This is a genomic window from Exiguobacterium sp. s102 (genome assembly GCF_018618635.1).
Classification (GTDB): Bacteria; Bacillota; Bacilli; order Exiguobacteriales; family Exiguobacteriaceae; genus Exiguobacterium_A; species Exiguobacterium_A oxidotolerans.
In genome coordinates, this window is record NZ_JACSML010000010.1 from 17,199 (window position 1) to 41,836 (window position 24,638).

Here is a 24,638-nt window from a genome sequence, read left to right on the forward strand (position 1 = left end):
AAACAAATGGAGGCCACCTAAACATGTCTACTGTCTTAGAACATGAAATTCGTATTTTCGCACTCAACTCGAACAAACCACTGGCAGAGGAAATCGCTAAGGTCATCGGAATTCCCGTTAGCGAAAGTTCAGTCAAACACTTCAGTGATGGCGAAATCTCGATGAACATCGAAGAAAGCGTTCGCGGAGATGATATCTACATCATCCAATCGACAAGTCAGCCGGTCAACGAGAACTTGATGGAGCTCCTCATCATGATTGACGCATTAAAACGTGCTTCTGCACGGACGATCAACGTCGTCATGCCGTATTATGGTTATGCACGTCAAGACCGTAAAGCACGTTCGCGTGAGCCGATCACAGCAAAACTTGTTGCGAACTTACTTGAAGTCGCAGGAGCGACACGTGTCGTCACGATGGATCTCCATGCCGCTCAAATCCAAGGTTTCTTCGATATTCCAGTAGATCAGTTAATGGGTGTTCCACTTCTTGCTACTTACTTCGAGAAGAAAAACATCGACCCAAATGAACTCGTCATCGTTTCTCCAGACCATGGCGGTGTTACACGGGCACGTAAATTAGCAGAACAATTAAAAGCACCGATCGCAATCATCGATAAGCGTCGTCCGAAACCGAACGTCGCGGAAGTCATGAACATCGTCGGTCAAGTCGATGGCAAAATCGCCATCATCATCGATGACATCATCGATACGGCAGGAACGATTACACTTGCTGCGAACGCTTTAATCGAAAATGGGGCGAAACAAGTTTATGCTTGTTGTACGCACCCTGTTCTTTCTGGTCCAGCGATGGAACGGATTGAGAACTCAGCGATTGAAGAGCTCGTCGTCTTGAACACGATCGACTTGACGCAACGTGAATGCGCAAGCAAAATCAAACAAATTTCTGTCGCGCGGTTACTTGCAGAAGCAATCATCCGTGTCCATGAACAAAAATCAATCAGCCCGCTCTTTAGCTGATCAACAAACAGATACGAACGATGAGGTCCGGTTTTTTGAAATCGGACCCTTGTTCGTGCTTTTTTTTCATCAAAGGAAATGAACAAAAGGAGGTAGCGATATGAAATGTATCGTCGGTCTAGGGAACCCTGGAGCTAAATATACGAACACACGTCACAACATCGGTTTCCTCGCGATTGATGCGTTGGCGGAGGAACACGGAATAAAATTATCCGAGTCGAAGTTTAAAGCAGTCTTCGGAACGGGAATGATAAATGGGGAACGTGTTGTGCTCGTCAAACCATTGACTTACATGAATCTATCCGGGGAAGCAGTTCGTCCGCTCCTGGATTTTTATAAAATCGCGGTCGAAGACGTCCTCGTCATCTATGATGATCTCGATTTGCCGCTTGAAAAGATGCGTCTTCGCTCAAAAGGAAGCGCCGGTGGGCATAATGGTGTCAAGTCGCTTATTCAGCATTTAGGCACACAAGAAATTAAACGCTTAAAACTCGGTGTCGGTCGTCCGCCTGCTCCGATTCAAGTCATCGATTGGGTCTTGATGCCGTTCTCAAAAGCAGAACAACCTGTCTTGCGGGAAGTATTGGCAGACGCTGTGAAAATCGCGACAGACTTTACCGATACACCATTTTTGGCTTTGATGAATCGCTATAACTGAACGAAACGCTTTGGAATTCCAAAGCGTTTTTGCTGTCGTCTTAGGAGGGGAAACTATGAAACAACTACAAAATCTGTTGCTCGGAATACCAGAAATAAAAACGGTCCGTGAGCGTTTTCGACAAGGGGTCGATGCCCAACTCATCACAGGCTTGATGAATAGCGGGAAAGCGTTGTTCGTCGCAGGCATTTATCAAGAAACAAAAAAAAGGTTCGTCATCGTCACCCACAATATGTTTCAAGCGCAAAAACTGTATGATGATTTGATTGAACTGGTGCCTGAACAGGAAGTGATGCTCTACCCGGTCGACGAGACATTAGCTGCTGAATTATCGTACGGGGCGAGCCCGGAATTACGGGCGACACGGATTGAAACGCGGCACCGGCTCCTGACGACCGATGATGGTATTTTAATCATCCCACTCGTCGGTCTCAGACGGTATGCTCCACCTGCAAGTGATTTCTTAGCACATACGAAACGGATTAAGCCGGGCGATATCTTGGCAATTCCGGACTTCATTCAAGAATTAGTCGACGCTGGATATGAGCGAACGGCGACCGTGACAACACCGGGAGAATTTTCAGTTCGCGGGAGTATCATCGATATTTATCCGTTGACGGTCGACCGTCCCTATCGATTGGATTTATTTGATGAAGAAGTCGACTCGATTTATACATTCGATGCAGAAACGCAACGATCACTCGGTGTGGTCGCAGAAGCGTTGCTTCCACCGGCAGCTGAACACTTTGCGACGACGGAAAATCTCCGTGCCGCGGGTGAACGGTTGCGTGCACTCTATGAAGCGACGAAAGAACGTGTCCAAAGTACGGAAGTCCTTGCAGCACTTGAAGAAGGGATCGCCTATGACGTCGAATTGCTCGAAAGTGGGGAGCGACCGAAACAACTCGCGAAATACGCGCCGTTACTGTATCAGAAGACATTACTGGCTGATATCACAGATGCCGTCTTGATCGTCGATGAAATCGCACGGATCGAAGAAGCGGCGGAAGTTCAGGATGCGGAAGAAGCGGAATGGATGGCTTCGTTGATTGAACGGGGGCAAAGCGTTAGTGATTACATTCTCTCGGTTCCGATGCTCAAAGTCTTCGAACAACGTCAGCTACTCTACTTGTCGCTCCTTCCGACACGCAGAAGCGGCGTCCCTGAAAGTGCAGCGATTCACTTCAACATCAAACCGATCGCTCCGTTTCATGGCCAAATGGAACGTCTGAAACAGGAAATCGATCGGTATGCCCGGGCAGACATGTGGATGGTCTTTCTTGCGAGTAACAAAGAGCGGGCGGAGCGGATGCGGCAGACACTTTCCGACTACGGTGTCGAAGCGTCCTTGCATACGGCAGAAGAAGATATGCGTCGGGGACATCCGTCGATTTTAATCGGTGGCATTCATGGTGGTTTCGAAATGACGAATGCACGACTCGTCGTCGTGACGGAAGAAGAAGTCTTTAAGCAACCGACCCGTCGCCGGAAACAGACGACGAAATTGACGAACGCGGAACGGATCAAAAGTTACCAAGAGTTGAAGACGGGTGATTATATCGTCCATATCCACCATGGAATTGGTCGTTACCACGGCATCAAAACGATTGATGTCGCAGGGAACCATAAAGATTACTTGCACCTTGTCTATGCCGGTGACGACTCCTTGTATGTTCCGGTTGACCAAATCGACTTGATTCAAAAATACGTCGGGGCAGAAGGAAAAGAACCGAAAATCTATAAACTCGGCGGAACGGACTGGAAGAAAGTCAAAGCGAAAGTCCAAAAATCAGTTGAGGAGATCGCAGATGAACTAATCAAATTGTATGCGACACGAGAAGCGGCAGTTGGATTTGCTTTCCCGGAAGATGATGACAGCATGCAGGCATTCGAAGCCTCGTTCCCGTACGAGGAAACGGTCGATCAAGTCCGGTCGATTGAAGAGATTAAGAAAGATATGGAACGGCCGCGTCCGATGGATCGTCTGTTATGTGGAGACGTCGGATACGGGAAAACGGAAGTCGCGATTCGGGCGGCATTTAAAGCAGTTATGGCAGGGAAACAAGTCGCTCTCCTTGTACCGACGACTGTTCTTGCCCAACAACACTATGAAACGATGCTCGAGCGATTCAGCGAATGGCCAATCAATGTTTCAGTCATGAGTCGGTTCCGATCGGCGTCAGAACTGAAAGCAACAAAAAAAGGCTTGAAAGAAGGAACGATCGACGTCGTTGTCGGAACACACCGTGTCTTATCAAAAGATGTTCAGTTCGCTGACATTGGTCTGTTGATCATCGATGAAGAGCAACGCTTCGGTGTTAAACATAAAGAACGATTGAAACAACTCAAAACGAATGTCGATGTCTTGACGTTGACGGCGACACCGATTCCACGGACCTTACACATGTCGATGATCGGGATTCGTGATTTGTCGGTCCTCGAGACACCGCCTGAAAACCGCTATCCTGTCCAAACGTACGTGATGGAGTACGACGGAATCATCATGCGTGAAGCACTTGAACGTGAACTTGGTCGAGGGGGGCAAGCCTTTTTCCTCTACAATCGCGTTGAAGGGATTGAACGGAAGGCGGAGGAAATCCGGGCGCTCGTTCCGGAAGCACGTGTCGTCACGGCACATGGTCGGATGACGGAGACGGAACTTGAAAGTCAATTGATTGCCTTCTTCGAGGGGGATGCCGATGTTCTTGTCAGTACGACAATCATTGAAACGGGGATCGATATTCCGAACGTCAATACATTGATCGTCAATGATGCCGATCAAATGGGTCTATCACAGCTCTACCAACTGCGTGGTCGTGTCGGACGTTCAAGTCGTGTCGCGTATTCCTACTTTACGTACCGTCCGCAAAAACGGTTGACCGAAGTCGCCGAGAGTCGTCTTCAGGCGATCAAGGAATTTACGGAGCTTGGAAGTGGCTTCAAGATTGCCATGCGTGACTTGTCGATTCGCGGTGCCGGGAATCTGCTCGGATCCCAACAATCCGGTTTTATCGATTCAGTCGGGTTCGATTTGTATTCACAAATGTTATCGGAAGCCGTCGAAGAACGGAAGGAACGGATGAAAGGGAAACAACGTGTCCAAAAATTCGTACCAGACTTTACGTTCAGTCTCGATGCGTATATTCCGAGTCATTATATGTCGGATTCTGAACTGAAAATTGAGTTCTATAAACGCTTGAAGTATGTTGATACGACAGAAAGTCTTGATGCACTCGAAGGAGAGATGCTGGAGCGCTTCGGTGAATTCCCGAATGAAGTCGCACGATTGATTCAGTTGACGCGGATGCGGATTTTTGCTGAACGGGCTCGGATTGAGCGGGTCAAACAAACGGACCCGAAAATCGAGATCGTCTTATCCGAACAAACGACTCAGACGCTCGATGTTGCGGATTTCGTCAAGTGGACGGTACCGATTGGTCGCGGACTCGGCATGGGACAACAAGAAGGAAAACTTGTTTTGACGTTGAACCGTGGCAAACAAACCGTTCAACAAACAACGGAACAAGCAGAGCGGTTGCTCGCTGAACTTGACCGCCGGATCTCGATGCGATGAGTCAACGGCGAACGATTGCGCAAGGGGCAGCGCTCCTGGCGATCTCGAGTTACGTCTCAAAGCTGCTGAGCTTTTTTTATAGGATTCCGTATCAAAACATGGCAGGGGATTTTGGATTGTACGTCTATCAGACGGTCTATCCATTATTCGCGATTGCGGCAGCACTGGGGATTTATGCGCTACCCGTCATCGTCGCAAAGTTGACGTTGCATCACCCGGAAGAAAAACGAGAGGTTCTCTGGTCGATTTTCTTTGTCCTTGCGAGTCTTTCGTTAGTGTTCGGTCTGCTCGGCTGGATCATCGCACCAGAACTTGCTTTACTGTTCGGAGATCCGAAGCTCGTCCTTCCGTTACGTGCCGTGACGTTGACGTTTTATTTATTGCCGGTCATTGCCGTGTTACGAGGAATGTTTCAAGCAGACCTTGAGATGCGACCGACCGCCTTTTCACAAATTACGGAAAATGCCGTGCGTGTCTGTCTATTGTTACTCGTGACGTATTATGGTGTCTCGATCGGAGCGAATCCTTATCAAATCGGTGCTGCGGCACACGTGACGGCGCTCGGTGGCAGCGTCGCTTCATTGTTGTTGCTCCTTCGCTTCGCGAAAGGGCGGATTGGTCGCCCGGTCGTCTCGAAGCGTCATTTAAAACGTGTCGGGAAAGTCTTATTGACGAGTGGGATGGCGGTCAGTATCGCGTCGCTTGCTTTACTGTTGATGCAGTTGATTGATGGATTGACGTTCGTCAACTTGCTCGGGGATACGATGGAGACGAAAATCGAGAAGGGGATTTTTGATCGTGGTTATCCATTGTTGCAGTTCGCAATTTTATTTGCGACGTCAATCAGTCTGGCCAGTGTTCCGACGTTGCTGACGGAGTATCGTAAACAAAATGACGCGGCGACACGGTTGCACCTTGAAACACTCCTTCGTTCTGGTCTATTGGTCGCGGCAGCTGCGACGGTCGGATTGTTTAGTGTCATGCGTCCACTCAACATCGCGCTCTATCAAGATGATAAAGGGACGATTGCGCTCAGTTGGCTTGCTGCGACGGCCTTTACGGCATCGCTCTCGATGATTATCATCTCTTGTCTCCAGTCCGTCGATGCTGAAAAATATGCCTTTGCAGGCGTCGTGCTCGGACTGGTCGTCAAGCTGTTATTAAACATCTACTTGTTGCCCCGTTATGGTATGATCGGGGCGGGAATGGCGACATTCGGCGGATTCGCGATGATGGCATCAGCACAACTCATCTTATTGAATCGGAAATTTGGACGTGTAACAGCAGGACGAATTTTCTACGTCCGATTGCTCCAAGCAATCATCCCGATGGCGTTGTTTTTGTACGTGGTCGAACGTCTGTTTCAATGGGCAGGTTTCGAGACGCGGATTGGAGCGATGTTTGAAGTGGGTCTACTCGTCATCGGTGGTGCATTGATCTTTTGTATATTTGCACTGCGCAGGCGGGTCCTGACAGAGCGGGAGTGGTCTTTATTGCCGTTCGGAGACAAACTTTATCGAATTCATCATCGGAGGAAAATCATATGACACACCGTATTACAGTCGTCGGCTTAGGTGTTGGCGAACTAGAGCAATTGCCGTTTGGCGTTTATAAGTTATTGAAAGAAACAACACAACCTGTTTATTTACGGACAGCAGATCATCCCGTCGTTTCAGAACTGGCGACAGAGGGAATGAAATTTACATCGTTTGATTCGATTTATGAGCGGCACGACCGTTTTGAAGCGGTCTATACGGACATCGTCGAAACACTGCTTGATCAGGCGACACAAACGCCAATCATCTATGCGGTACCGGGACACCCGCTTGTAGCAGAAAGTACCGTTCAACAACTACTTGCGCGTGCGACTGACATCGACATCGTCGGTGGACAAAGTTTTCTTGATCCGATGTTCGCAGCGGTCGGGGTAGATCCGATTGAAGGATTTCAATTGCTTGACGCAACGGCCTTCCGTGTTGATGAAGCGCAAATTCGTCAACACGTACTGATCGGACAAGTGTACGATGCGTTTGTCGCAGGTGACTTGAAAGTCATGTTGATGGAACGTTATCCGGATGAACACCCGGTGACGCTCGTCACAGCAGCGGGGACGAGCAAGCAACACGTCATGACAGTTCCGCTCTATGAACTGGATCGTGTGACGATGCTCAGTAATTTGACGACGGTCTATGTGCCGCCGGTGACGGAGGAAAAGGCGCTGAATCGGGATTTTGCGACGCTCAAGGACATCATCGCCCGTTTACGTGGTGAAGGAGGGTGTCCATGGGATCAAGAACAGACGCATGAATCGCTCAAAAAACATTTAATCGAAGAATCTTACGAATTACTGGAAGCAATCGACCTTCAGGACGATAACTTAATGATAGAGGAATTAGGGGATGTCTTACTTCAAGTCATGTTACATGCACAAATCGGTCTCGATGAAGGGTACTTTGATATCCGGGACGTCATCGGCAGTGTCAGCGATAAGATGATTCGTCGTCATCCACACGTCTTTGCAGAGAAGACGGTTGATTCGGCGGCAGACGTCGTTGCGAACTGGCAAACGATCAAGTCGCAGGAGAAACCAGAGCGGAAATATCTGCTCGACGGTGTCACAAAAGGGGCACCTGCCTTGATGCGTGCTGAACAGATTCAGAAAAAAGTCGCAAAAGTCGGCTTTGAGTGGGACACAGTCAGTGGTGCGCTTGAAAAGGTACAAGAAGAAATACGTGAACTACAAGAAGCAGCGCCAAAAGAACAACTTGCTGAATTCGGAGATCTCTTATTTTCGTTAGCACTTGTCGGAAAATATATGGGATTATCGGGAGAAGAAGCGTTGCAGCTGACGAACGATAAGTTCATTCGCCGTTTTACGCGGGTGGAACAACTCGCAAAGCGACCAATTGAAGAGTTGTCGCTCGACGAACAAGATCAGTTATGGAATCAAGCGAAGCAGGAGGAACAGTCATGAGACTCGATAAATTTTTAAAGGTATCCCGTTTGATTAAACGACGGACACTCGCAAAAGAGGTAGCAGACCAAGGTCGGATTACGATTAACGGTCTCGTCGCAAAAGCAAGCAGTACCGTCGCAGTCGGAGATGAGATGACGATTCGATTCGGAAACAAAATCGTCACCGTTCAAATCGACGGCATTAAAGAGCATGCGAAAAAAGAAGAAGCGACGGACATGTATAAGATTATTCGTGAAGAAAAAGTGAATTCTGAAGAATCAATGTAATTTACCTGAAAAAGGAAGTATACTAAAGAGTGTCAGAGATGACCACTCGGATAAGGAGGGATGATATGCCGGCACCGTTAGAATCAGGTCGTCAAACACCACCAAAGATTAAACCGCTCAATGATCGTAAAAAGCAATTAAGCCAAAATGCGATTGAGAACCGATCGCGCTTAAAAAAGCGTTTCTTGATTTGTATGTCAATCTTTCTCATCGTCCTTTCTCTCATGGGGTGGTCATACATCGAAAAGAAACAATTGATTGCTGAACAAAATCAATCGTTCCAGGTCGCTCAACAAGAGCAAACAAAAGCGAAAAAAGAGTCGGCACGCCTGAAAGAGGAAATCGAACGGCTGAACGATAAAGAATATGTTGCGAACTTAGCGAGAAGTGAGTTGTTGTACTCGAAAAAAGGCGAAACAATTTTCTATTTCTCACCTGAAGATTAACCGATGGTTGCCGATTGATTGAAAAAATATGTAATCACTCGTATAATAAGAAATGAATCAACTAAAAAGGAGCAATACAATTTATGTCGATTGAAGTAGGCAGCAAAGTGCAAGGGAAAGTTACAGGCATCACTAATTTCGGAGCGTTCGTAGAATTACCGACTGGGAAAACCGGTCTCGTTCACATCAGCGAAGTGGCAGATTCTTACGTTAAAGATATCAATGATGTCTTGACGGTTGGACAGGAAATCACAGTTAAAGTCTTGAGTGTAGAAAACGATGGTAAAATCGGTCTTTCAATCAAGAAGGCTGTTGACCGCCCTGAAGGCGAACGTCCTCGTCCTGCACGTCAATTCGACCGTGGCCCACGCCCGGCCGGTCAAGATCGCGGACCACGTCCGTTTGATAACAAAGGACCGCGCAGTGGCGGCGGTGGTGGAAATCGTGGAGGATTCAACAAAGGTGGTCGCGGAGCACCTGCTCCACGTAAAGAGCAAACGTTCGATACGTTGATGACGAGTTTCCTCAAAGACAGTGAAGATCGTCTTGCGACACTCAAACGCCAAACGGATTCAAAACGTGGCGGACGCGGTGCTAAACGTCAATAACTTGCTGACCTGTTCTTTATAAGAATAGAGATGGAATGACGCTGTTCATTCCATCTTTTATTTTTTTGAAATTATTTTTATAAAAAGCGTTGACTTTCATTTGACTCCACCGTATTATAGAAAATGTGCTTAAGACGCACAAGTTAAAAATATGGCGGTGTAGCTCAGCTGGCTAGAGCGTACGGTTCATACCCGTGAGGTCGTGGGTTCGACTCCCTCCGCCGCTACCATATTTTTTTGGCCCGTTGGTCAAGCGGTTAAGACACCGCCCTTTCACGGCGGTAACACGGGTTCGATTCCCGTACGGGTCATTCTTTAAAAGCTATCTCTATTATATAGAGGTGGCTTTTTTTAGTATAGTAGATTCGAAAAGGGGATGCGTACATCATGGAAACGATTGCTCCTGTTCCGAATGAACCGCTCATCGTCGGCGTATCCGGAGGCTGCGACTCGATGGTGCTCGCGCATCTGTTGCACGAGGCGAAGTTTGATCTTTTAATTGCCCATGTCCACCATGGTCTTCGTGCAGCATCGGATGAAGAAGCCGCGTTTGTCGAAAACTGGGCTTTTGAACGTAATCTCCCGTTCCGGACGACCCGTTTAGAATGGGGTGGACAACGGGTGAGTCAAGCCCGTTGTCGCGAGAAACGGTATCAGTTTTTTGAAGATTTAATGGAAGAGACGAACCGGAGTCACTTAGTCTTAGCACATCATCGTGATGATCAACTCGAGACGTTATTGATTCAGTTGTTGCGGGGTGAAGCGACAATCGACGGGATTCCGATTCATCGCCCGTTCGGTCCCGGTCAGTTGCATCGTCCGCTGGTGAACTGGACGAAACAGGAACTGACGGCTTATGCGACGCGTCAACAAATCGAGTGGCGTGAGGATGCGACAAATGCGGAAACGAAGTACTTAAGAAATCAAATCCGGCACGATATTTTACCAAGGCTCGCTCAAGTGCGCCCGGGGTTCGAAGAAGCGGCGGTCCGTGCCGCACGACTTCGTCAAACGATACAGGACGAGCACTTAGCGTACGTCGAAGCATTAGTAGCGCGACATACGACGGAGGATGGGATAGTAATCGATGAGATCAACCAGCTGCCGACAGATTTGAGACGACTCGCTTTACAAGTGCTCTTACCGGATGTCCGGTTGACATCAGAGGATTTCGATCGCTTTTTAGCATGGCTCCGAGTAGATATGCCCTCGAGCGAAGTGTATTATGGAAACTGGAGGATTCGCCGCGCGTACGGATACTTGACCTGTATCGAGAAAGATACGACAGATTCTGCACTTGAATCGTTTCAAGTAGGGGCTGATTTGGGAACATACCGTTATGGTGAACGAGATGTGACGTTTTCATACGGGGATGCAGGGATTCCGTTAGCGGAAGTTACTTTCCCGCTGACGGTACGAAGTCAGTTGCCAGGGGACCGGATACAGCTAGAAATCGGAACGAAAAAAGTAAGCCGGATTCTAATTGATGCGAAAGTACCACGTTATCTTCGGGCAGAAGTTCCGGTCGTCGTCGACGCCACGGGTCAAGTTTTAGCGGTCGTCGGACATCGAATTGCAAAATTCGGGTCATTTGAACTCCTCGCACGGTCTTATTTAATGATAGAATGGTAATGTAGTGTTTAAAATGGAGGAGGAATACCTAGCATGACCTTAATGAATGATATGGAGAAAGTACTGATTTCGGAAGAAGAGATCCAACATAAAGTCGGTGAACTCGCGGGTGAACTGACAGCAGATTATGGTGATCGTTTTCCACTGCTCGTCTGTGTCTTAAAAGGCGCAATGCCGTTCATGTCTGATCTCGTCAAAAAGATGGACATGCACCTTGAGATGGATTTCATGGATGTTTCGACATACCACGGTGGAACGACATCGACAGGCGAAGTTAAAATCGAAAAGGATTTGAACACATCTGTAGAAGGACGTGACATCCTGATTGTCGAAGATATCATTGACAGTGGATTGACGCTTGGATACTTGGTTGATCTCTTCAAGTACCGTAAAGCAAAATCTGTCAAAATCGTGACATTGCTCGATAAGCCGTCAGGTCGCAAAAATGATCTTCACGCGGATTATAGTGGATTTGTGATTCCACACGAGTTTGTCGTCGGTTACGGTCTCGACTATGAAGAGAAATATCGTAACCTGCCATATGTTGGTGTGTTGAAGCCGGCAGTCTACGGTGGCTAATTATTTTTAATCTTGACTGTCACATGATAAGATGAAACCAATTACAAAGCGCGCTTTGCCGCGTCAGGATTCGTATCAGTTGATGAAGGTATGTCAGTTGGTGCGGAGAGGAGGCATAAGATGAACCGAGCAGTGAAGAATACCCTCGTGTTTGGGGTCATTTTTCTAGCTTTGATCTTGTTTCTGCAATACTTGCAGAGTCCAGTGAACAAAAGCAAAGAAATCAATTACACACAGTTTGTCGAGTCGGTTGAAAAAGGTGAAATTAAGACGGCTACCTTCCAGTACGAAGGACAGACGTATAATGTGACTGGTGATTTACGTGAAAAGGATTCGACGTATGAAACGGTTGTTCCAGCTGTTGATACGGAGTTAACGGATCTTTATACACAATTGCGCAGTCAAGGTGTCAATATGGACTTTAAAGCAGCAGAGACGAATGGCGGTTGGATCGCGTTACTGACGACGATCGTCCCGTTCATCATCATATTCATTCTCTTCTTCTTCTTAATTAATCAAGCACAAGGTGGCGGCGGCGGTGGCCGCGTGATGAACTTCGGTAAATCAAAAGCGCGCCTCTATGATACGGAGAAAAAGAAAATTACGTTTGAAGATGTCGCTGGTGCAGACGAAGAGAAGCAAGAACTCGTCGAAGTTGTCGAATTCTTGAAAGACCCACGTAAATTTGCACGTCTCGGTGCACGTATCCCTAAAGGGGTCCTTCTTGTCGGTCCTCCAGGTACAGGTAAAACGTTACTTGCACGTGCAGCAGCAGGTGAGGCTGGCGTTCCATTCTTCTCGATTTCAGGTTCTGACTTCGTTGAGATGTTCGTTGGTGTCGGGGCGTCACGTGTACGTGATCTCTTCGAAAATGCAAAGAAAAATGCACCGTGTATCATCTTCATCGATGAAATCGATGCAGTCGGTCGTCAACGTGGCGCAGGTCTCGGTGGCGGACATGATGAGCGTGAACAAACATTGAACCAACTTCTCGTTGAGATGGACGGATTCAGTGAAAATGAAGGCATCATCATGATCGCAGCAACGAACCGCGCTGATATCTTGGACCCAGCCTTGCTTCGTCCAGGTCGTTTTGACCGTCAAATTACGGTTGAGCGTCCAGATGTCGTCGGTCGTGAAGCAGTTCTTAAGGTACATGCACGAAATAAACCACTCGACTCAACAGTCGATTTAAAAGCAATCGCACAGCGGACACCAGGATTCTCTGGTGCTGATCTTGAAAACCTGTTGAACGAAGCAGCACTCGTTGCAGCGCGTACCGACCGGGATAAGATTTCCATTGTCGATCTAGAAGAAGCGATTGACCGCGTTATCGCTGGACCAGCGAAGAAGAGCCGGATCATTTCGCCGAAAGAGAAAAAAATCGTTGCGTGGCATGAAGCAGGTCATACGATCATCGGTGTCACACTTGATGATGCGGATGAAGTGCATAAAGTAACAATCGTTCCTCGTGGGAATGCCGGCGGTTACGTCGTCATGCTTCCGAAAGAAGATCGTTACTTCATGACAAAACCAGAACTTGAAGATAAAATTACCGGATTGCTTGGTGGTCGTGTCGCGGAAGATATCGTCTTTGGTGAAGTATCGACTGGAGCAAGCAACGACTTCCAACGTGCGACAGGACTCGCCCGGAAGATGGTGATGGAGTTCGGGATGAGTGAAAAACTCGGACCGCTTCAGTTCGGTTCAGGTCAAGGCGGAAATGTCTTCTTAGGACGTGACTTCCAAAATGAACAAAACTATTCGGACGCGATTGCGCATGAGATTGATACAGAAATCCAAGCGATCATCAACCGCTGTTACCAAAAAGCGAAAACGATCTTAACGGAAAAACGTGATCAGCTTGATTTGATTGCGACAACGTTACTTGAAGTTGAAACGCTGGATCAAAAACAAATTCACCACCTCATTGAGACAGGTGAATACAAAAAGAACGAGCCAGAAGTGGTAGCTGAACAAACAGAAGACGAGAAAAACCCGGAATCGACGACTCCTGTCATCGATGAACCGACAGAATCTCCGACACAACGTGGTTCAGTCATCGACGAAGGTCAAAATGTGGATGTAGAAAAGCCTGATCAACCACGCCGTGATGATCAAATTTAATCGCTGACACAACGAGACAGGACCAGTACCCGCTATGCGGGTGCTGGTCCTGTTTTTATATGCCGTGATGCTTGCGCACTTCGGTAGGTGAAGCTTAGCCGACGTGGTATAATCACAACGTATATTGCAGGTATCGTATAGAAAAGTGGGGAATCAGTCAAATGATCTTAGTAATTGATGTTGGAAATACGAATATCGTACTGGGTGTCTATGCTGGCGAGACATTGGTCGAGCACTGGCGGATCGCAACCGATCGGACACGGACGACCGATGAGTACGGGATGCTCGTCAAAGCCTTGTTCCGGGATGCAGAGTTAAACGTGGAAGAAATCGAGGGAATCGTGTTATCATCTGTCGTACCCCCCGTCGTGTTTCCACTGGAGAACATGTGCGTCCGTTATTTCAATCGACGCCCGTTCGTGATTGGACCAGGTATTAAAACCGGACTCGACTTAAAAGTCGATAACCCAAGGGAAGTCGGGGCGGATCGAATCGTCAATGCGGTCGCCGCGACGGTCAAATATGATGGTCCATTGATCATCGTCGACTTTGGGACAGCAACGACCTATTGTTATATCGATTCACAAAAACGCTATTACGGTGGAATCATTTCACCGGGTGTCATGGTGTCGACTGAGGCACTCTATAACAAAGCAGCAAAACTGCCGCGCATTGAGATTGCGAAACCACAATCCGCGATTGGGCGGAATACGATTCATGCGATGCAGTCAGGGACGTATTTTGGATATGTCGCGCAAGTGGACGGTCTTGTCCACCGGATGAAAGAAGAAATGGGTGAAGCAAAAGTCATCGCGACTGGTGGGCTTGCCCGATTAATCAGCGAGGAATCCGCAACGATTGAAATCGTCGATCCATTTTTGACGCTTGACGGGTTGCGTATTATCTACGAACGAAATAAGTGAGGGAATAAATAATGAAACGTGAAGAATTATTAGCACAACTAAAAGATGATTATTTAGTACGGGCGCTCGGTTTTAACGGCGAAGTCCGTGCATTTGCAATCCGTTCGACAAAGTCGGTGTATGAAGCACAGCTCCGGCACCAAACGACTCCGGTCGTCACGGCGGCGCTTGGCCGGACGCTGACAATCGGTGCGATGATGGGAACGATGCAAAAAGGCGACACACGTGTGACCCTGAAAGTTGAAGGGGACGGTCCGATCGGAAAAATCATCGTCGATGCCGATGCAAAAGGAACGGTCCGTGGATACGTCAGCCATCCACGTGTCGAAATGGATACGTACGTCAATGCAGACGGTCTGACGAAATTAAAAGTCGGCGATGCAGTCGGTCGCGGAAATATTTCCGTTATCAAAGACTTAGGTCTTCGTGACTTCGTCGGAGGGCAATCACCGATCCAAACCGGTGAAATCAGTGAAGACTTTACGTATTACTTCGCAGTCTCAGAACAAAGTCCATCTGTCGTCGGTGCAGGTGTGCTCGTTTATCCGGAAGATGAGTCGGTCATCGCAGCAGGTGGGTTAATCGTGCAATTGATGCCAGGCGCATCGGAAGAAACGATTGCCGCACTCGAAGCACGAGTGGCCGCATTAAAACCAATCTCGATTCTTGTCGGAGAAGAAAAAACACCGGAAGAAATGCTTGAACTCGTCCTCGGTGAATCATACGAAGTCCTCGATACAGTGCCGGTTACGTTTGGTTGCACATGTGATCGCGAAAAGCTCGCGACAGCCATCGTGGCGCTCGGACCTGACGAGATTCAATCGATGATTGATGAAGATGGTGGAGCAGAGGCAGTTTGTCATTTCTGTTCAGAACACTATCAGTATGGCGTCGAAGAATTACAATCACTTCGTGAAAAATCGCTCGAACGAGCATAAGAGGGTCTGAAAATGGGAAATGTAAACTCTAAGTACTTGTGGATGTTGATTTTCATCTTACTGTTGACGAACTTTTTAACGGGAGCATATGCCTTCATGGGAGAACTACCGAAAGTCGATTCTCCGAAGATCGTCCAAGAAAGTATCGGTGGACCGCTTGAAGACGTCGTCGCGACAGTCGGAGACGAAGACATCACACGAGCGGATGTCTATCAAGTAATGCGTAAAGAACACGAACAAGATACACTCGATCGTTTGATTCAAGAAGCGATAGAACGTCAATCCAAAAATGGAACGAAACCTACCGTGGAGCGCTTTGATTGACAGATTTCATCCAGTCCATTGATAATTGATTTATCGGATTACTTGGAATTAAAGGTTTTTCATTATGAGGAGGAATGGTCATGCGTATTGCAAATTCAGTACTAGATTTAGTCGGCCGCACGCCGATCGTCAAATTGAACCATCTGACAGGACCAGAGGATGCAGATGTCTACTTGAAACTGGAGTACATGAATCCCGGGTCAAGTGTCAAAGACCGGATTGCGCTGTCGATGATTGAAGCGGCAGAGGATGCTGGGAAACTGAAAGCGGGCGATACGATCATCGAACCAACGAGTGGCAACACCGGGATTGGTCTAGCGATGGTCGCAGCAGCGAAAGGATACCGGGCCATTCTCGTCATGCCAGAAACAATGAGCATGGAACGTCGAACTCTTCTTCGTGCGTACGGCGCGGAGTTGATTTTAACACCTGGTCCGGAAGGAATGAAGGGTGCAATCGCGCGAGCGACGGCGGAAGCAGAGGAACATGGTCATTTCATGCCGCAACAATTCAACAACGGAGCGAACCCCGTCGTCCACGAACAGACGACAGGACCTGAAATCGTTGAAGCGTTCGAAGGACTATCACTGGATGCCTTCATCGCCGGAATCGGAACAGGTGGGACGATCACGGGTGCTGGTAAAGTATTACGCGACGCCTTCCCGGGAATCGAAATCATCGCTGTCGAACCAACGGATTCACCTGTTCTTTCGGGTGGTAAACCGGGTCCGCACAAGCTCCAAGGAATTGGTGCTGGATTCGTACCCTCGATTCTCGATACACACATCTATGACGGTGTCGAACAAATCACGACGGAAGAAGCATTTGATCATGCGCGCCGTGCCGCGAAATCAAACGGAGTTCTCGGTGGGATTTCTTCAGGTGCTGCAATCGCTGCAGCTCTTAAAACGGCCAAACGTCTTGGAAAAGGCAAAAATGTGTTAGCGATCATTCCTTCGAATGGAGAACGTTACCTCAGTACGCCACTCTATCAAGTCGAGGAAGAAGAAGGTTCGAAACTATAATTTTTTTCAGGCACACGGAAGTCATTCGACTCCCGCGTGCCTTTTTTTTGCGTATAATGAGGACAGAATACGTACAGAGGTGGGGGACGCAAGTGCGACAGACGAGATATGTAGCATTTACATGGACGAAGGAACAATTTTATAACCGTTATGTGGAGCGGACAAAAGAACAAACCGGTCATATCTGGCTCGAAAGTGGTCGTATCGGTTCCTATACGATGGCTGGTGTGCACCCGGTCGGGCAGTTACGCACGAAATCCGGACAAACGACGATTACAACACGTGATGGTGTCGAAGAACGAACAGATTCTCCGTTTTCATTAATTGAAGAAGTACGCGCACGTCATGCATCGGCTCGTCCGGACGGGATGCCTGCATTTTTCGGTGGACTGGCAGGCTACGTCAGTTATGAAGCTGTCCGGTATTTAGAGCGATTACCGGACGAAGCGGAGGACGATTTAGAAACAGCAGATATTTCGTTGTATTGGTACGATGAAGTCGCCGTGTATGACGAACAGGCAGGTCAGTTATTCGTTGCCGTGACGCGTGATACGGTCGAGGCAGCGGAAGCAGCACTTGAAACTGAAGTACTTGCTTGGAAAGTGGAGAGTCCTGCGCCAGTCTTTCGCCCGGTTTCGAATGAACGGTTAGAGCGGGGTCGGTCGTTCGAACAAGCCGACTTTGTCGAGGCGGCAGACCGCGTCAAACGTTATATTGAAGCGGGTGACGTCTTTCAAGTCAATCTTGCGGTTCGTCAACATGAACGTCTCTTAACATCGCCGGCTCATGTCTATGACGTGTTGCGGCAGGTGAACCCGTCGCCGTACATGGGCTACTTCGTCGATGAAGAGTTGACGCTCGTCTCAGCGTCACCCGAGTTGCTCGTCGAAAAAATTGGAGACGATCTCGCGACGCGTCCGATTGCTGGGACACGTCCGCGCGGGAAGGATGAAGCGGAAGACTTAGCGCTTGCGAAGACGCTGCTCGATAATGAAAAAGAGCGGGCGGAACACGTCATGCTCGTTGATTTAGAACGCAACGATTTAGGACGGGTCAGCCGGTATGGGTCCGTTCATGTCGATGAATTGATGGTGATCGAAAAATATTCTCATGTCCAACATATCGTCTCGAATGTCCGTGGGAAAGTAGCGGAACACCAAGGTGCGAGCGATGTTCTCGCAGCGATGTTCCCCGGTGGGACGATCACCGGTGCACCAAAAATCCGGACGATGGAGATCATCGAGGAGTTAGAACCGGTCCGGCGTGGTATTTATACAGGGTCACTCGGATTTATCAGTTGGGCGGACGATGCGATCTTCAACATCTTGATTCGGACGCTCGTCGCCAAAGATGGCGTCGCTTATATTCAGGCGGGAGCAGGAATCGTCACCGATTCTAGTTCAGTGAGCGAATATGAAGAATCACTCAGTAAGGCAAAGGCACTTTGGGTCGCAAAAGAAATGGCGGAGGGAACGACATGATTGTATTGATTGATAACTATGACTCATTTACGTACAACTTAGTCCAATACTTTGGGGAGCTCGGGCAAGAGATCCAGGTGTTTCGGAATGATGCGATTACACTCGAGGAGATTGAACAACTCAAACCCGATCACCTAGTGATTTCGCCAGGACCTTGTACTCCGAACGAGGCGGGCATCAGCCTTGCTGCGATCGAATACTTCGCAGGCAAGTTGCCTATCCTTGGTGTCTGCCTCGGTCATCAAGCAATCGGACAAGTCTTCGGCGGACAAGTCGTCCGGGCACAAGACTTAATGCACGGAAAAGTTTCGTTATTGTCTCACGACGCGACCGGGATGTTTGAAGGCATCGCTCAAGATACACCAGTGACACGGTACCATTCGCTTGTCGTCGAGCGGGAGACCTTTCCGGATGCCCTGGAAGTGACAGCGGAAGCAGGGGGAGAAATCATGGCCCTGCGACATCGCGAGTTACCGATCGTCGGTGTCCAGTTTCATCCGGAAGCAATCTTGACCCGAGACGGGAAACGGATGTTAAAAAACTTTTTGGAGTTGAATCGATATGTATCTTTGGCATGATGGACAGGTAGTAAAAGAAGAAGACGTTCGGATTTCACCATTTGACCATGGTTATTTATATGGAATGGGGATTTTTGAGACATTTCGTACGTATGCAGGACATCCATTTTTATTTGATGATCATATTAAACGGCTACAGATGAGTTGTGCCGCGATTGGAATCGTCATCCCCTATACGCGGGATGAACTGTTAGTTGCGATTGAGACCTTATACCGTGCCCATGCGACGACTGATTTATACATCCGCTTAAATGTCTCGGCTGGTCCCCGTGATATCGGACTCTCCGTTGAGCGGTATGACACGCCGACGGTCGTGATTTATGCGAGACCGATTGGTGCGCGACAAGCGACGGAGCGGGCGCTTGAAACGGTCCGGTTGCCACGCAGTACACCGGAAACGGCGTATCGCTTAAAGTCGCATCACTACATGAACAATCTAGTTGCGAAACGCCAACTGTTTAATCCGGAAGCGGAAGGGCTCTTCTTGACGAAGGAAGGATTCATTTGTGAAGGCATCACTTCGAACATTTTTTGGCGTTATGGGGAGAAGTGGTATACACCGTCGCTTGAGACGGGTGCCTTGAATGGGATCACCCGCCAGTTCTTGATGGAGCAACTTATGGTCGAAGAACGCCTTGCTTTATTGCCACAGTTGATGGAGGCAGACGAAATTCTCTACACGAATTCCGTTCAAGAAGCAGTCGCCGTTTCATCACTTGACGGACGAACGTTCCCGGGTCAATCGGGAAGCGGCTATCAACGTGTGCGTCAGCTATTCGATGAGGCCGTCGAGACGCGGTGGTCGAGGAGGGAAAAACGTTGACAAAAATCATGGGAATTTTAAATGTGACGCCGGATTCGTTTTCAGATGGTGGACAATACGTTGATGTCGAACTCGCTGTTCGTCATGCTAGGCAACTTGTTGCGGACGGGGCAGATGCAATCGATGTTGGTGGAGAATCGACGCGACCGGGTGCGGCATTTGTTTCAGCAGCAGATGAAATCGACCGCGTTGTTCCAGTGATTCGTCGCTTGAAGCGTGAGCTCGATGTCTTGATTTCGATTGATACGTATAAACCGGAAGTCGCTGAAGCCGCTGTCCGTGCCGGTGCAGATCTCATCAATGACGTTTGGGGTTCGAAATGGGGGGATCGTTCAATGGTAACGGTCGCCGCCCGGCACGAAGTCCCAATCATCCTGATGCATAATCGGACGGAACCACACGGAACAGACGTCTTAGCTGAAGTCCGCGCCGACCTTGAAGAATCAATCCGATTAGCGAAACAGGCGGGTGTCTCGGAAAATCGGATTTGGCTTGATCCAGGGATTGGTTTCATGAAAACGTATGAAGAGAATTTATTTTTGATGCGTCACCTCGCGATTGCGACAGATTTTGGATACCCGGTTTTACTTGGGACGTCACGCAAGTCACTGATCGGATTGACGCTCGGGCTCCCGGCGGCGGAACGGGTGGAAGGGACGATTGCGACCGTCTGTTACGGAATCCAACAAGGTTGCGAGTGGATGCGTGTCCATGACGTGAAAGAAATCAAGCGGGCCGCTCTGATGATGGACGCGATGCTTGCAGCAGAATTACCGAAGGGGGAATGAAGATGGATCGCATACACGTTTCAGGGATGCGTTTTTATGGTTATCATGGAGTGTTCGCAGAAGAAACGAAGTTAGGACAGCGCTTTAATGTGGATTTATCCATCGGACTTGATTTATCACGCGCCGGCGAGACGGACGATTTACGGGAAAGTGTCAATTATGCGGAACTCTATGAAGCGACGAAACATGTCGTCGAAGGGGAGGCCGTTCAGTTGGTCGAGGCGCTCGCGGACCGAATCGTCCGACACGTCTTTTTGCTCGATCCACGAATTTTGGAAGCGACCGTCAAAGTCATCAAACCTGATCCACCGATCGCAGGGCACTATGAGCATGTCGCGGTAGAAATCAATCGGGTTCGGGGGGATTATGCATGAACCGTGCTTACATCGCCCTTGGGTCGAACATCGGGGATAAGGCCGGGCACTTACATGCTGCAATTGAAGCGATGACGGCGTACCCGGAGATTCAAGCGATTCGCCCGTCCTCGATTTATGAGACCGTTCCTGTCGGTTACCTCGATCAAGATTTATTCTACAACATGGTCGTCGAACTTGAGACGAGTTGGTCCGCGGAGGTGTTGCTCGAGCACTTGCAGGGCATCGAACGCCAAGAAGGACGGAAGCGATTGTTCGAGAATGGACCGAGAACGTTAGACCTTGACATCATCCTTTATAATACAGATGATATACATTCAGAAGGATTAACGGTGCCGCATCCACGGATGCAAGAGCGGGCATTTGTCCTCGCGCCGTTGCAGGAATTGAATCCGCAATATGAGGTACCGCATTTAAAGAGGACGGTCGAGGAACTCTACGCGCAACTACCGGAAACGGAACGAGCGGGCGTCAGACGAATCGTGAAGGAATAGAGGGTATTGAAGAAGAGAGGAAGAGCGCTACATGTCAGGTTTTAAGATTGGTGACGTCGAACTGAACAATCGTGTCATCCTCGCACCGATGGCGGGCGTCTGCAATCCTGCGTTTCGTTTGATTGCAAAAGAATTCGGGGCAGGACTCGTCTGTGCGGAAATGGTCAGCGATAAAGGGATTTTGTATGAAAATGAACGGACGTTAGAGATGCTGTATGTCGACGAACGCGAAAAGCCGCTCAGTCTGCAGATTTACGGCGGATCGAAGGAGACACTCGTAAAGGCGGCACAGTATGTCGATGCCAACACGAATGCGGATATCATTGACATCAACATGGGATGCCCGGTTCCAAAAGTCACGAAATGTGATGCCGGTGCAAAATGGTTGCTTGATCCCGATAAAGTATATGAAATGGTTCATGCTGTATCGCAAGCGGTCGAGAAGCCCGTCACGGTGAAGATGCGGACAGGGTGGGACAGTCATCATATTTATTGTGTCGATAATGTCCGGGCAGCGGAAGCGGGTGGAGCAAAGGCGGTTGCTATTCACGGGCGGACCCGTTCGCAAAAGTATGAGGGCGTTGCGGACTGGAACATCATCGGGGAAGCAAAACGGGCAGTGCAGATTCCGATCATCGGAAACGGTGATGTGCAAACGCCGCAAGACGCGCAACGGATGATTGATGAAATCGGTGTAGATGGTGTGATGATTGGTCGGGCGGCGCTCGGCAATCCATGGATGCTCTATCAGACGATCCAGTATCTCGAATCCGGGACGTTACCAGCCGAGCCGACACCACGTGAAAAGATTGATATTTGCTTGTTGCATGCGGCACGACTCGTTGCACTGAAAGGTGAGAAACTAGCCGTTCGTGAAATGCGTACCCACGTCGCGTGGTATCTCAAAGGATTAAGTGGGAACGGGCAAGTCCGAAAAGCCTTATTCGATATTGATACCCATGCCGGTCTTCAAGAGTTGTTACGTCAGTATGTCGAAACCTTGGAAACAACCGCAGTACATGCGTGACAGGTAAAGTATAGTCGGCATTACCCGTTTTATGGTACGCTAATTGCATTAAAGATGAGCGAATCGGTTTTTTCAAGGTGCTGTCGGTCATGCCGGCAGCTTTTTGATGCAGAATGATGAAGACCGTCGTGAACAATTTTTAGAAGGAGTGAATACAGTGAGTCAGGACATGGAAATGAATGATCAAATGCAGGTGCGTCTCGGTAAGATGAACGCGATGCGTGAGCAAGGACTCGACCCGTTCGGTGCTCGTTTTGAACGGTCAACGGATACAGCAAGCATTCGTTCAGCTTACGGCGAGAACGAAAAAGAGGAATTAGCTGAATTAAAACCGGAAGTAACGATTGCGGGACGTGTCATGACAACACGCCGTAAAGGGAAAGTTGGATTTACGAACGTTCAGGATGTGACAGGTCAAATTCAGTTATATGTCCGGAAAGACGATGTCGGAGAAGCAGCATATGAAATTTACAAGACATGCGATTTAGGTGATATCATCGGAATCAGTGGTTATGTCTTTAAAACGAACGTCGGCGAGTTATCAGTCCATGTCACGTCGTTTACATTGTTGACGAAAGCACTTCGTCCGCTTCCAGATAAATATCATGGATTAAAAGATGTGGAACAACGGTACCGTCAACGTTATCTCGATCTCATTACGAACACGGAATCACGGGAGACATTCATCGCCCGAAGCAAAGTAATTCGAGGCATCCGTCAATACCTCGATAGTCTCGGCTACTTGGAAGTCGAAACACCGATGTTACACACAATCGCAGGTGGAGCATCTGCCCGTCCGTTCATCACGCACCACAATGCTCTTGATATGACGCTTTACATGCGAATCGCGATTGAGTTGCACCTAAAACGTCTTATCGTCGGTGGACTCGAAAAAGTATATGAAATTGGTCGTGTCTTCCGAAATGAAGGAATTTCAACACGCCATAACCCAGAGTTCACGATGATTGAGTTGTATGAGGCATATGCGGACTATGAAGATATCATGGATTTAACAGAAAACCTGATTGCTCACGTCGCTCAAGAAGTACTTGGGACAACAAAAGTTACGTATGGCGAAGACGTCATCGATTTAACGGTTGGTTGGAAACGTGCCCATATGGCAGATCTCGTTAAAGAAGCGACAGGAATCAATTTCTTTGATGATATTTCGAAAGAGCGGGCCCATGAACTTGCCCATGAACACGGAATCGAAGTTCAGTCACATATGTCGACGGGGCATATCTTAAACGAATTCTTCGAACAAAAAATCGAGGAGACACTCGTTCAACCGACTTTCGTTTATGGTCACCCAGTTGAAATTTCACCACTCGCGAAGAAAAACCCAGAAGATCCACGCTTTACGGATCGTTTCGAATTATTCATCGTGCGTCGTGAACATGCGAATGCCTTCACGGAGTTAAACGATCCAATCGACCAACGTGAACGTTTCGAAGCACAGCTTGTTGAAAAGGAAGCTGGGAACGACGAAGCACACGAGATGGATAATGATTTCATCGAAGCATTGGAATACGGAATGCCGCCAACGGGTGGACTTGGAATCGGAATCGATCGCCTTGTCATGTTGCTAACAAATGCACCATCGATTCGGGACGTTCTCTTATTCCCAACGATGCGCCACCAACAAAACTAACAAACACGTTTGCTCCCTTTCTTCTATATATAGTAGAGAGGGAGCTTTATTATGAAAAATGAAGGCTCGAAAAGACATGATGGATTGGAATCAATCAGCAATAAAACGGGTAAATAATCTTTTTAAATGTTTTTCTAATAAAATGCTTGTACAATCGAAAAAGCCGTGGTATATTATTTCTTGTGCCGCAAATGGTTGTGACACACCGAAAAAAATATCAAAAAAAGTTGTTGACAATTGTGTTGATAACTTGGTAAGATATTAAAGTCGCTGAAAACGACACGACGAACTTTGAAAACTGAACGATGAGGCAAAAAACGTATCTTCGGATACAAACAATGAATGAAGCGCAAGCTTCGTCAACG

23 protein-coding genes and 2 tRNA genes are annotated in these 24,638 nt (G+C 48.3%); all 25 read left to right on the forward strand.

The annotated features are described in order from the left end of the window. Nucleotides 1–23 precede the first annotated feature (23 nt). The 25 genes from KNQ02_RS15040 (at nucleotide 24) to lysS (ending at nucleotide 24,273) form a co-directional block, all read left to right on the forward strand. On the forward strand, nucleotides 24–980 hold the full coding sequence (locus KNQ02_RS15040) for a ribose-phosphate diphosphokinase (RefSeq protein ID WP_029332210.1): 957 nt from the start codon (nucleotides 24–26) through the stop codon (nucleotides 978–980). A 100-nt stretch (nucleotides 981–1,080) separates the two neighbouring features. After that, nucleotides 1,081–1,638, forward strand: coding sequence for an aminoacyl-tRNA hydrolase (gene pth, locus KNQ02_RS15045; protein ID WP_088835973.1), 558 nt, complete (start codon nucleotides 1,081–1,083; stop codon nucleotides 1,636–1,638). Nucleotides 1,639–1,693: 55 nt separating this feature from the next. After that, on the forward strand, nucleotides 1,694–5,212 hold the full coding sequence (gene mfd / locus KNQ02_RS15050; RefSeq protein ID WP_214809045.1) for a transcription-repair coupling factor: 3,519 nt from the start codon (nucleotides 1,694–1,696) through the stop codon (nucleotides 5,210–5,212). Beyond that, complete coding sequence (locus KNQ02_RS15055; protein WP_088835975.1) at nucleotides 5,209–6,759, forward strand: polysaccharide biosynthesis protein; 1,551 nt, start codon at nucleotides 5,209–5,211, stop codon at nucleotides 6,757–6,759. The genes mfd and KNQ02_RS15055 overlap by 4 nt, the downstream gene beginning before the upstream one ends. Further along, nucleotides 6,756–8,186, forward strand: coding sequence for a bifunctional methyltransferase/pyrophosphohydrolase YabN (gene yabN, locus KNQ02_RS15060; RefSeq protein WP_088835976.1), 1,431 nt, complete (start codon nucleotides 6,756–6,758; stop codon nucleotides 8,184–8,186). The genes KNQ02_RS15055 and yabN overlap by 4 nt, the downstream gene beginning before the upstream one ends. Then, nucleotides 8,183–8,455, forward strand: a complete 273-nt coding sequence (locus KNQ02_RS15065) for an RNA-binding S4 domain-containing protein (protein ID WP_088835977.1) — start codon at nucleotides 8,183–8,185, stop codon at nucleotides 8,453–8,455. Before yabN ends, KNQ02_RS15065 begins: the two co-directional genes overlap by 4 nt. Nucleotides 8,456–8,520: 65 nt before the next feature. Beyond that, entirely contained in the window at nucleotides 8,521–8,901 is a 381-nt protein-coding gene (locus KNQ02_RS15070) for an FtsB family cell division protein (protein WP_088835978.1), read from the forward strand. Between the two features lie 83 nt (nucleotides 8,902–8,984). Further along, entirely contained in the window at nucleotides 8,985–9,509 is a 525-nt protein-coding gene (locus KNQ02_RS15075) for a S1 domain-containing RNA-binding protein (RefSeq protein ID WP_088835979.1), read from the forward strand. A 153-nt stretch (nucleotides 9,510–9,662) separates the two neighbouring features. Then, a tRNA-Met gene (locus KNQ02_RS15080) sits at nucleotides 9,663–9,739 on the forward strand. Nucleotides 9,740–9,748: 9 nt separating this feature from the next. Then, nucleotides 9,749–9,820 (forward strand) — tRNA-Glu (locus KNQ02_RS15085). A 76-nt stretch (nucleotides 9,821–9,896) separates the two neighbouring features. Beyond that, a complete protein-coding gene (gene tilS / locus KNQ02_RS15090) occupies nucleotides 9,897–11,141 on the forward strand; it encodes a tRNA lysidine(34) synthetase TilS (protein ID WP_088835980.1) in 1,245 nt (414 codons plus the stop codon). A 33-nt stretch (nucleotides 11,142–11,174) separates the two neighbouring features. Further along, nucleotides 11,175–11,720, forward strand: a complete 546-nt coding sequence (gene hpt, locus KNQ02_RS15095) for a hypoxanthine phosphoribosyltransferase (RefSeq protein WP_012368964.1) — start codon at nucleotides 11,175–11,177, stop codon at nucleotides 11,718–11,720. Between the two features lie 120 nt (nucleotides 11,721–11,840). Continuing rightward, nucleotides 11,841–13,847: an ATP-dependent zinc metalloprotease FtsH gene (gene ftsH, locus KNQ02_RS15100; RefSeq protein ID WP_214809049.1), complete on the forward strand. Its 2,007-nt coding sequence runs from the start codon at nucleotides 11,841–11,843 to the stop codon at nucleotides 13,845–13,847. A gap of 161 nt (nucleotides 13,848–14,008) precedes the next feature. Beyond that, on the forward strand, nucleotides 14,009–14,770 hold the full coding sequence (locus KNQ02_RS15105; protein ID WP_088835982.1) for a type III pantothenate kinase: 762 nt from the start codon (nucleotides 14,009–14,011) through the stop codon (nucleotides 14,768–14,770). An 11-nt stretch (nucleotides 14,771–14,781) separates the two neighbouring features. After that, nucleotides 14,782–15,708: an Hsp33 family molecular chaperone HslO gene (gene hslO, locus KNQ02_RS15110; RefSeq protein WP_029332221.1), complete on the forward strand. Its 927-nt coding sequence runs from the start codon at nucleotides 14,782–14,784 to the stop codon at nucleotides 15,706–15,708. A gap of 12 nt (nucleotides 15,709–15,720) precedes the next feature. After that, a complete protein-coding gene (locus KNQ02_RS15115; RefSeq protein WP_214803562.1) occupies nucleotides 15,721–16,032 on the forward strand; it encodes a SurA N-terminal domain-containing protein in 312 nt (103 codons plus the stop codon). Nucleotides 16,033–16,112: 80 nt separating this feature from the next. Beyond that, on the forward strand, nucleotides 16,113–17,057 hold the full coding sequence (cysK, locus tag KNQ02_RS15120; RefSeq protein WP_088835983.1) for a cysteine synthase A: 945 nt from the start codon (nucleotides 16,113–16,115) through the stop codon (nucleotides 17,055–17,057). Nucleotides 17,058–17,149: 92 nt separating this feature from the next. Beyond that, complete coding sequence (locus KNQ02_RS15125; protein ID WP_371816433.1) at nucleotides 17,150–18,538, forward strand: anthranilate synthase component I family protein; 1,389 nt, start codon at nucleotides 17,150–17,152, stop codon at nucleotides 18,536–18,538. After that, nucleotides 18,535–19,116, forward strand: coding sequence for an anthranilate synthase component II (locus tag KNQ02_RS15130; protein WP_214771754.1), 582 nt, complete (start codon nucleotides 18,535–18,537; stop codon nucleotides 19,114–19,116). The genes KNQ02_RS15125 and KNQ02_RS15130 overlap by 4 nt, the downstream gene beginning before the upstream one ends. Next, complete coding sequence (gene pabC / locus KNQ02_RS15135; RefSeq protein ID WP_088835986.1) at nucleotides 19,100–19,939, forward strand: aminodeoxychorismate lyase; 840 nt, start codon at nucleotides 19,100–19,102, stop codon at nucleotides 19,937–19,939. The genes KNQ02_RS15130 and pabC overlap by 17 nt, the downstream gene beginning before the upstream one ends. Continuing rightward, the gene (folP, locus tag KNQ02_RS15140) at nucleotides 19,936–20,727 is read left to right on the forward strand and encodes a dihydropteroate synthase (RefSeq protein ID WP_159172872.1); all 792 of its coding nucleotides are present in this window, start codon (nucleotides 19,936–19,938) and stop codon (nucleotides 20,725–20,727) included. Before pabC ends, folP begins: the two co-directional genes overlap by 4 nt. A gap of 2 nt (nucleotides 20,728–20,729) precedes the next feature. Continuing rightward, nucleotides 20,730–21,101 carry a dihydroneopterin aldolase gene (gene folB, locus KNQ02_RS15145; protein ID WP_088835988.1) on the forward strand — a complete coding sequence of 124 codons (372 nt, stop codon included), beginning with the start codon at nucleotides 20,730–20,732 and terminating at the stop codon, nucleotides 21,099–21,101. After that, a complete protein-coding gene (gene folK / locus KNQ02_RS15150) occupies nucleotides 21,098–21,595 on the forward strand; it encodes a 2-amino-4-hydroxy-6-hydroxymethyldihydropteridine diphosphokinase (protein ID WP_214806010.1) in 498 nt (165 codons plus the stop codon). Before folB ends, folK begins: the two co-directional genes overlap by 4 nt. 31 nt (nucleotides 21,596–21,626) lie before the next feature. Beyond that, nucleotides 21,627–22,622 carry a tRNA dihydrouridine synthase DusB gene (dusB, locus tag KNQ02_RS15155; protein WP_214771757.1) on the forward strand — a complete coding sequence of 332 codons (996 nt, stop codon included), beginning with the start codon at nucleotides 21,627–21,629 and terminating at the stop codon, nucleotides 22,620–22,622. Between the two features lie 169 nt (nucleotides 22,623–22,791). Next, a complete protein-coding gene (gene lysS, locus KNQ02_RS15160; RefSeq protein WP_157898521.1) occupies nucleotides 22,792–24,273 on the forward strand; it encodes a lysine--tRNA ligase in 1,482 nt (493 codons plus the stop codon). Nucleotides 24,274–24,638: the final 365 nt, after the last annotated feature.

Excerpts from the sequence above, each read along its gene's own strand:
- tilS (WP_088835980.1), top strand. The coding sequence starts at position 9,897 with ATGGAAACGATTGCTCCTGTTCCGAATGAACCGCTCATCGTCGGCGTA.
- yabN (WP_088835976.1), top strand. The coding sequence starts at position 6,756 with ATGACACACCGTATTACAGTCGTCGGCTTAGGTGTTGGCGAACTAGAG.
- KNQ02_RS15075 (WP_088835979.1), top strand. The coding sequence starts at position 8,985 with ATGTCGATTGAAGTAGGCAGCAAAGTGCAAGGGAAAGTTACAGGCATC.
- KNQ02_RS15105 (WP_088835982.1), top strand. The coding sequence starts at position 14,009 with ATGATCTTAGTAATTGATGTTGGAAATACGAATATCGTACTGGGTGTC.
- dusB (WP_214771757.1), top strand. The coding sequence starts at position 21,627 with ATGTCAGGTTTTAAGATTGGTGACGTCGAACTGAACAATCGTGTCATC.
- pth (WP_088835973.1), top strand. The coding sequence starts at position 1,081 with ATGAAATGTATCGTCGGTCTAGGGAACCCTGGAGCTAAATATACGAAC.
- folK (WP_214806010.1), top strand. The coding sequence starts at position 21,098 with ATGAACCGTGCTTACATCGCCCTTGGGTCGAACATCGGGGATAAGGCC.
- lysS (WP_157898521.1), top strand. The coding sequence starts at position 22,792 with ATGGAAATGAATGATCAAATGCAGGTGCGTCTCGGTAAGATGAACGCG.
- ftsH (WP_214809049.1), top strand. The coding sequence starts at position 11,841 with ATGAACCGAGCAGTGAAGAATACCCTCGTGTTTGGGGTCATTTTTCTA.
- hslO (WP_029332221.1), top strand. The coding sequence starts at position 14,782 with ATGAAACGTGAAGAATTATTAGCACAACTAAAAGATGATTATTTAGTA.
- KNQ02_RS15130 (WP_214771754.1), top strand. The coding sequence starts at position 18,535 with ATGATTGTATTGATTGATAACTATGACTCATTTACGTACAACTTAGTC.
- KNQ02_RS15055 (WP_088835975.1), top strand. The coding sequence starts at position 5,209 with ATGAGTCAACGGCGAACGATTGCGCAAGGGGCAGCGCTCCTGGCGATC.
- KNQ02_RS15065 (WP_088835977.1), top strand. The coding sequence starts at position 8,183 with ATGAGACTCGATAAATTTTTAAAGGTATCCCGTTTGATTAAACGACGG.
- pabC (WP_088835986.1), top strand. The coding sequence starts at position 19,100 with ATGTATCTTTGGCATGATGGACAGGTAGTAAAAGAAGAAGACGTTCGG.
- mfd (WP_214809045.1), top strand. The coding sequence starts at position 1,694 with ATGAAACAACTACAAAATCTGTTGCTCGGAATACCAGAAATAAAAACG.
- KNQ02_RS15070 (WP_088835978.1), top strand. The coding sequence starts at position 8,521 with ATGCCGGCACCGTTAGAATCAGGTCGTCAAACACCACCAAAGATTAAA.
- KNQ02_RS15115 (WP_214803562.1), top strand. The coding sequence starts at position 15,721 with ATGGGAAATGTAAACTCTAAGTACTTGTGGATGTTGATTTTCATCTTA.
- cysK (WP_088835983.1), top strand. The coding sequence starts at position 16,113 with ATGCGTATTGCAAATTCAGTACTAGATTTAGTCGGCCGCACGCCGATC.
- hpt (WP_012368964.1), top strand. The coding sequence starts at position 11,175 with ATGACCTTAATGAATGATATGGAGAAAGTACTGATTTCGGAAGAAGAG.
- folB (WP_088835988.1), top strand. The coding sequence starts at position 20,730 with ATGGATCGCATACACGTTTCAGGGATGCGTTTTTATGGTTATCATGGA.
- KNQ02_RS15040 (WP_029332210.1), top strand. The coding sequence starts at position 24 with ATGTCTACTGTCTTAGAACATGAAATTCGTATTTTCGCACTCAACTCG.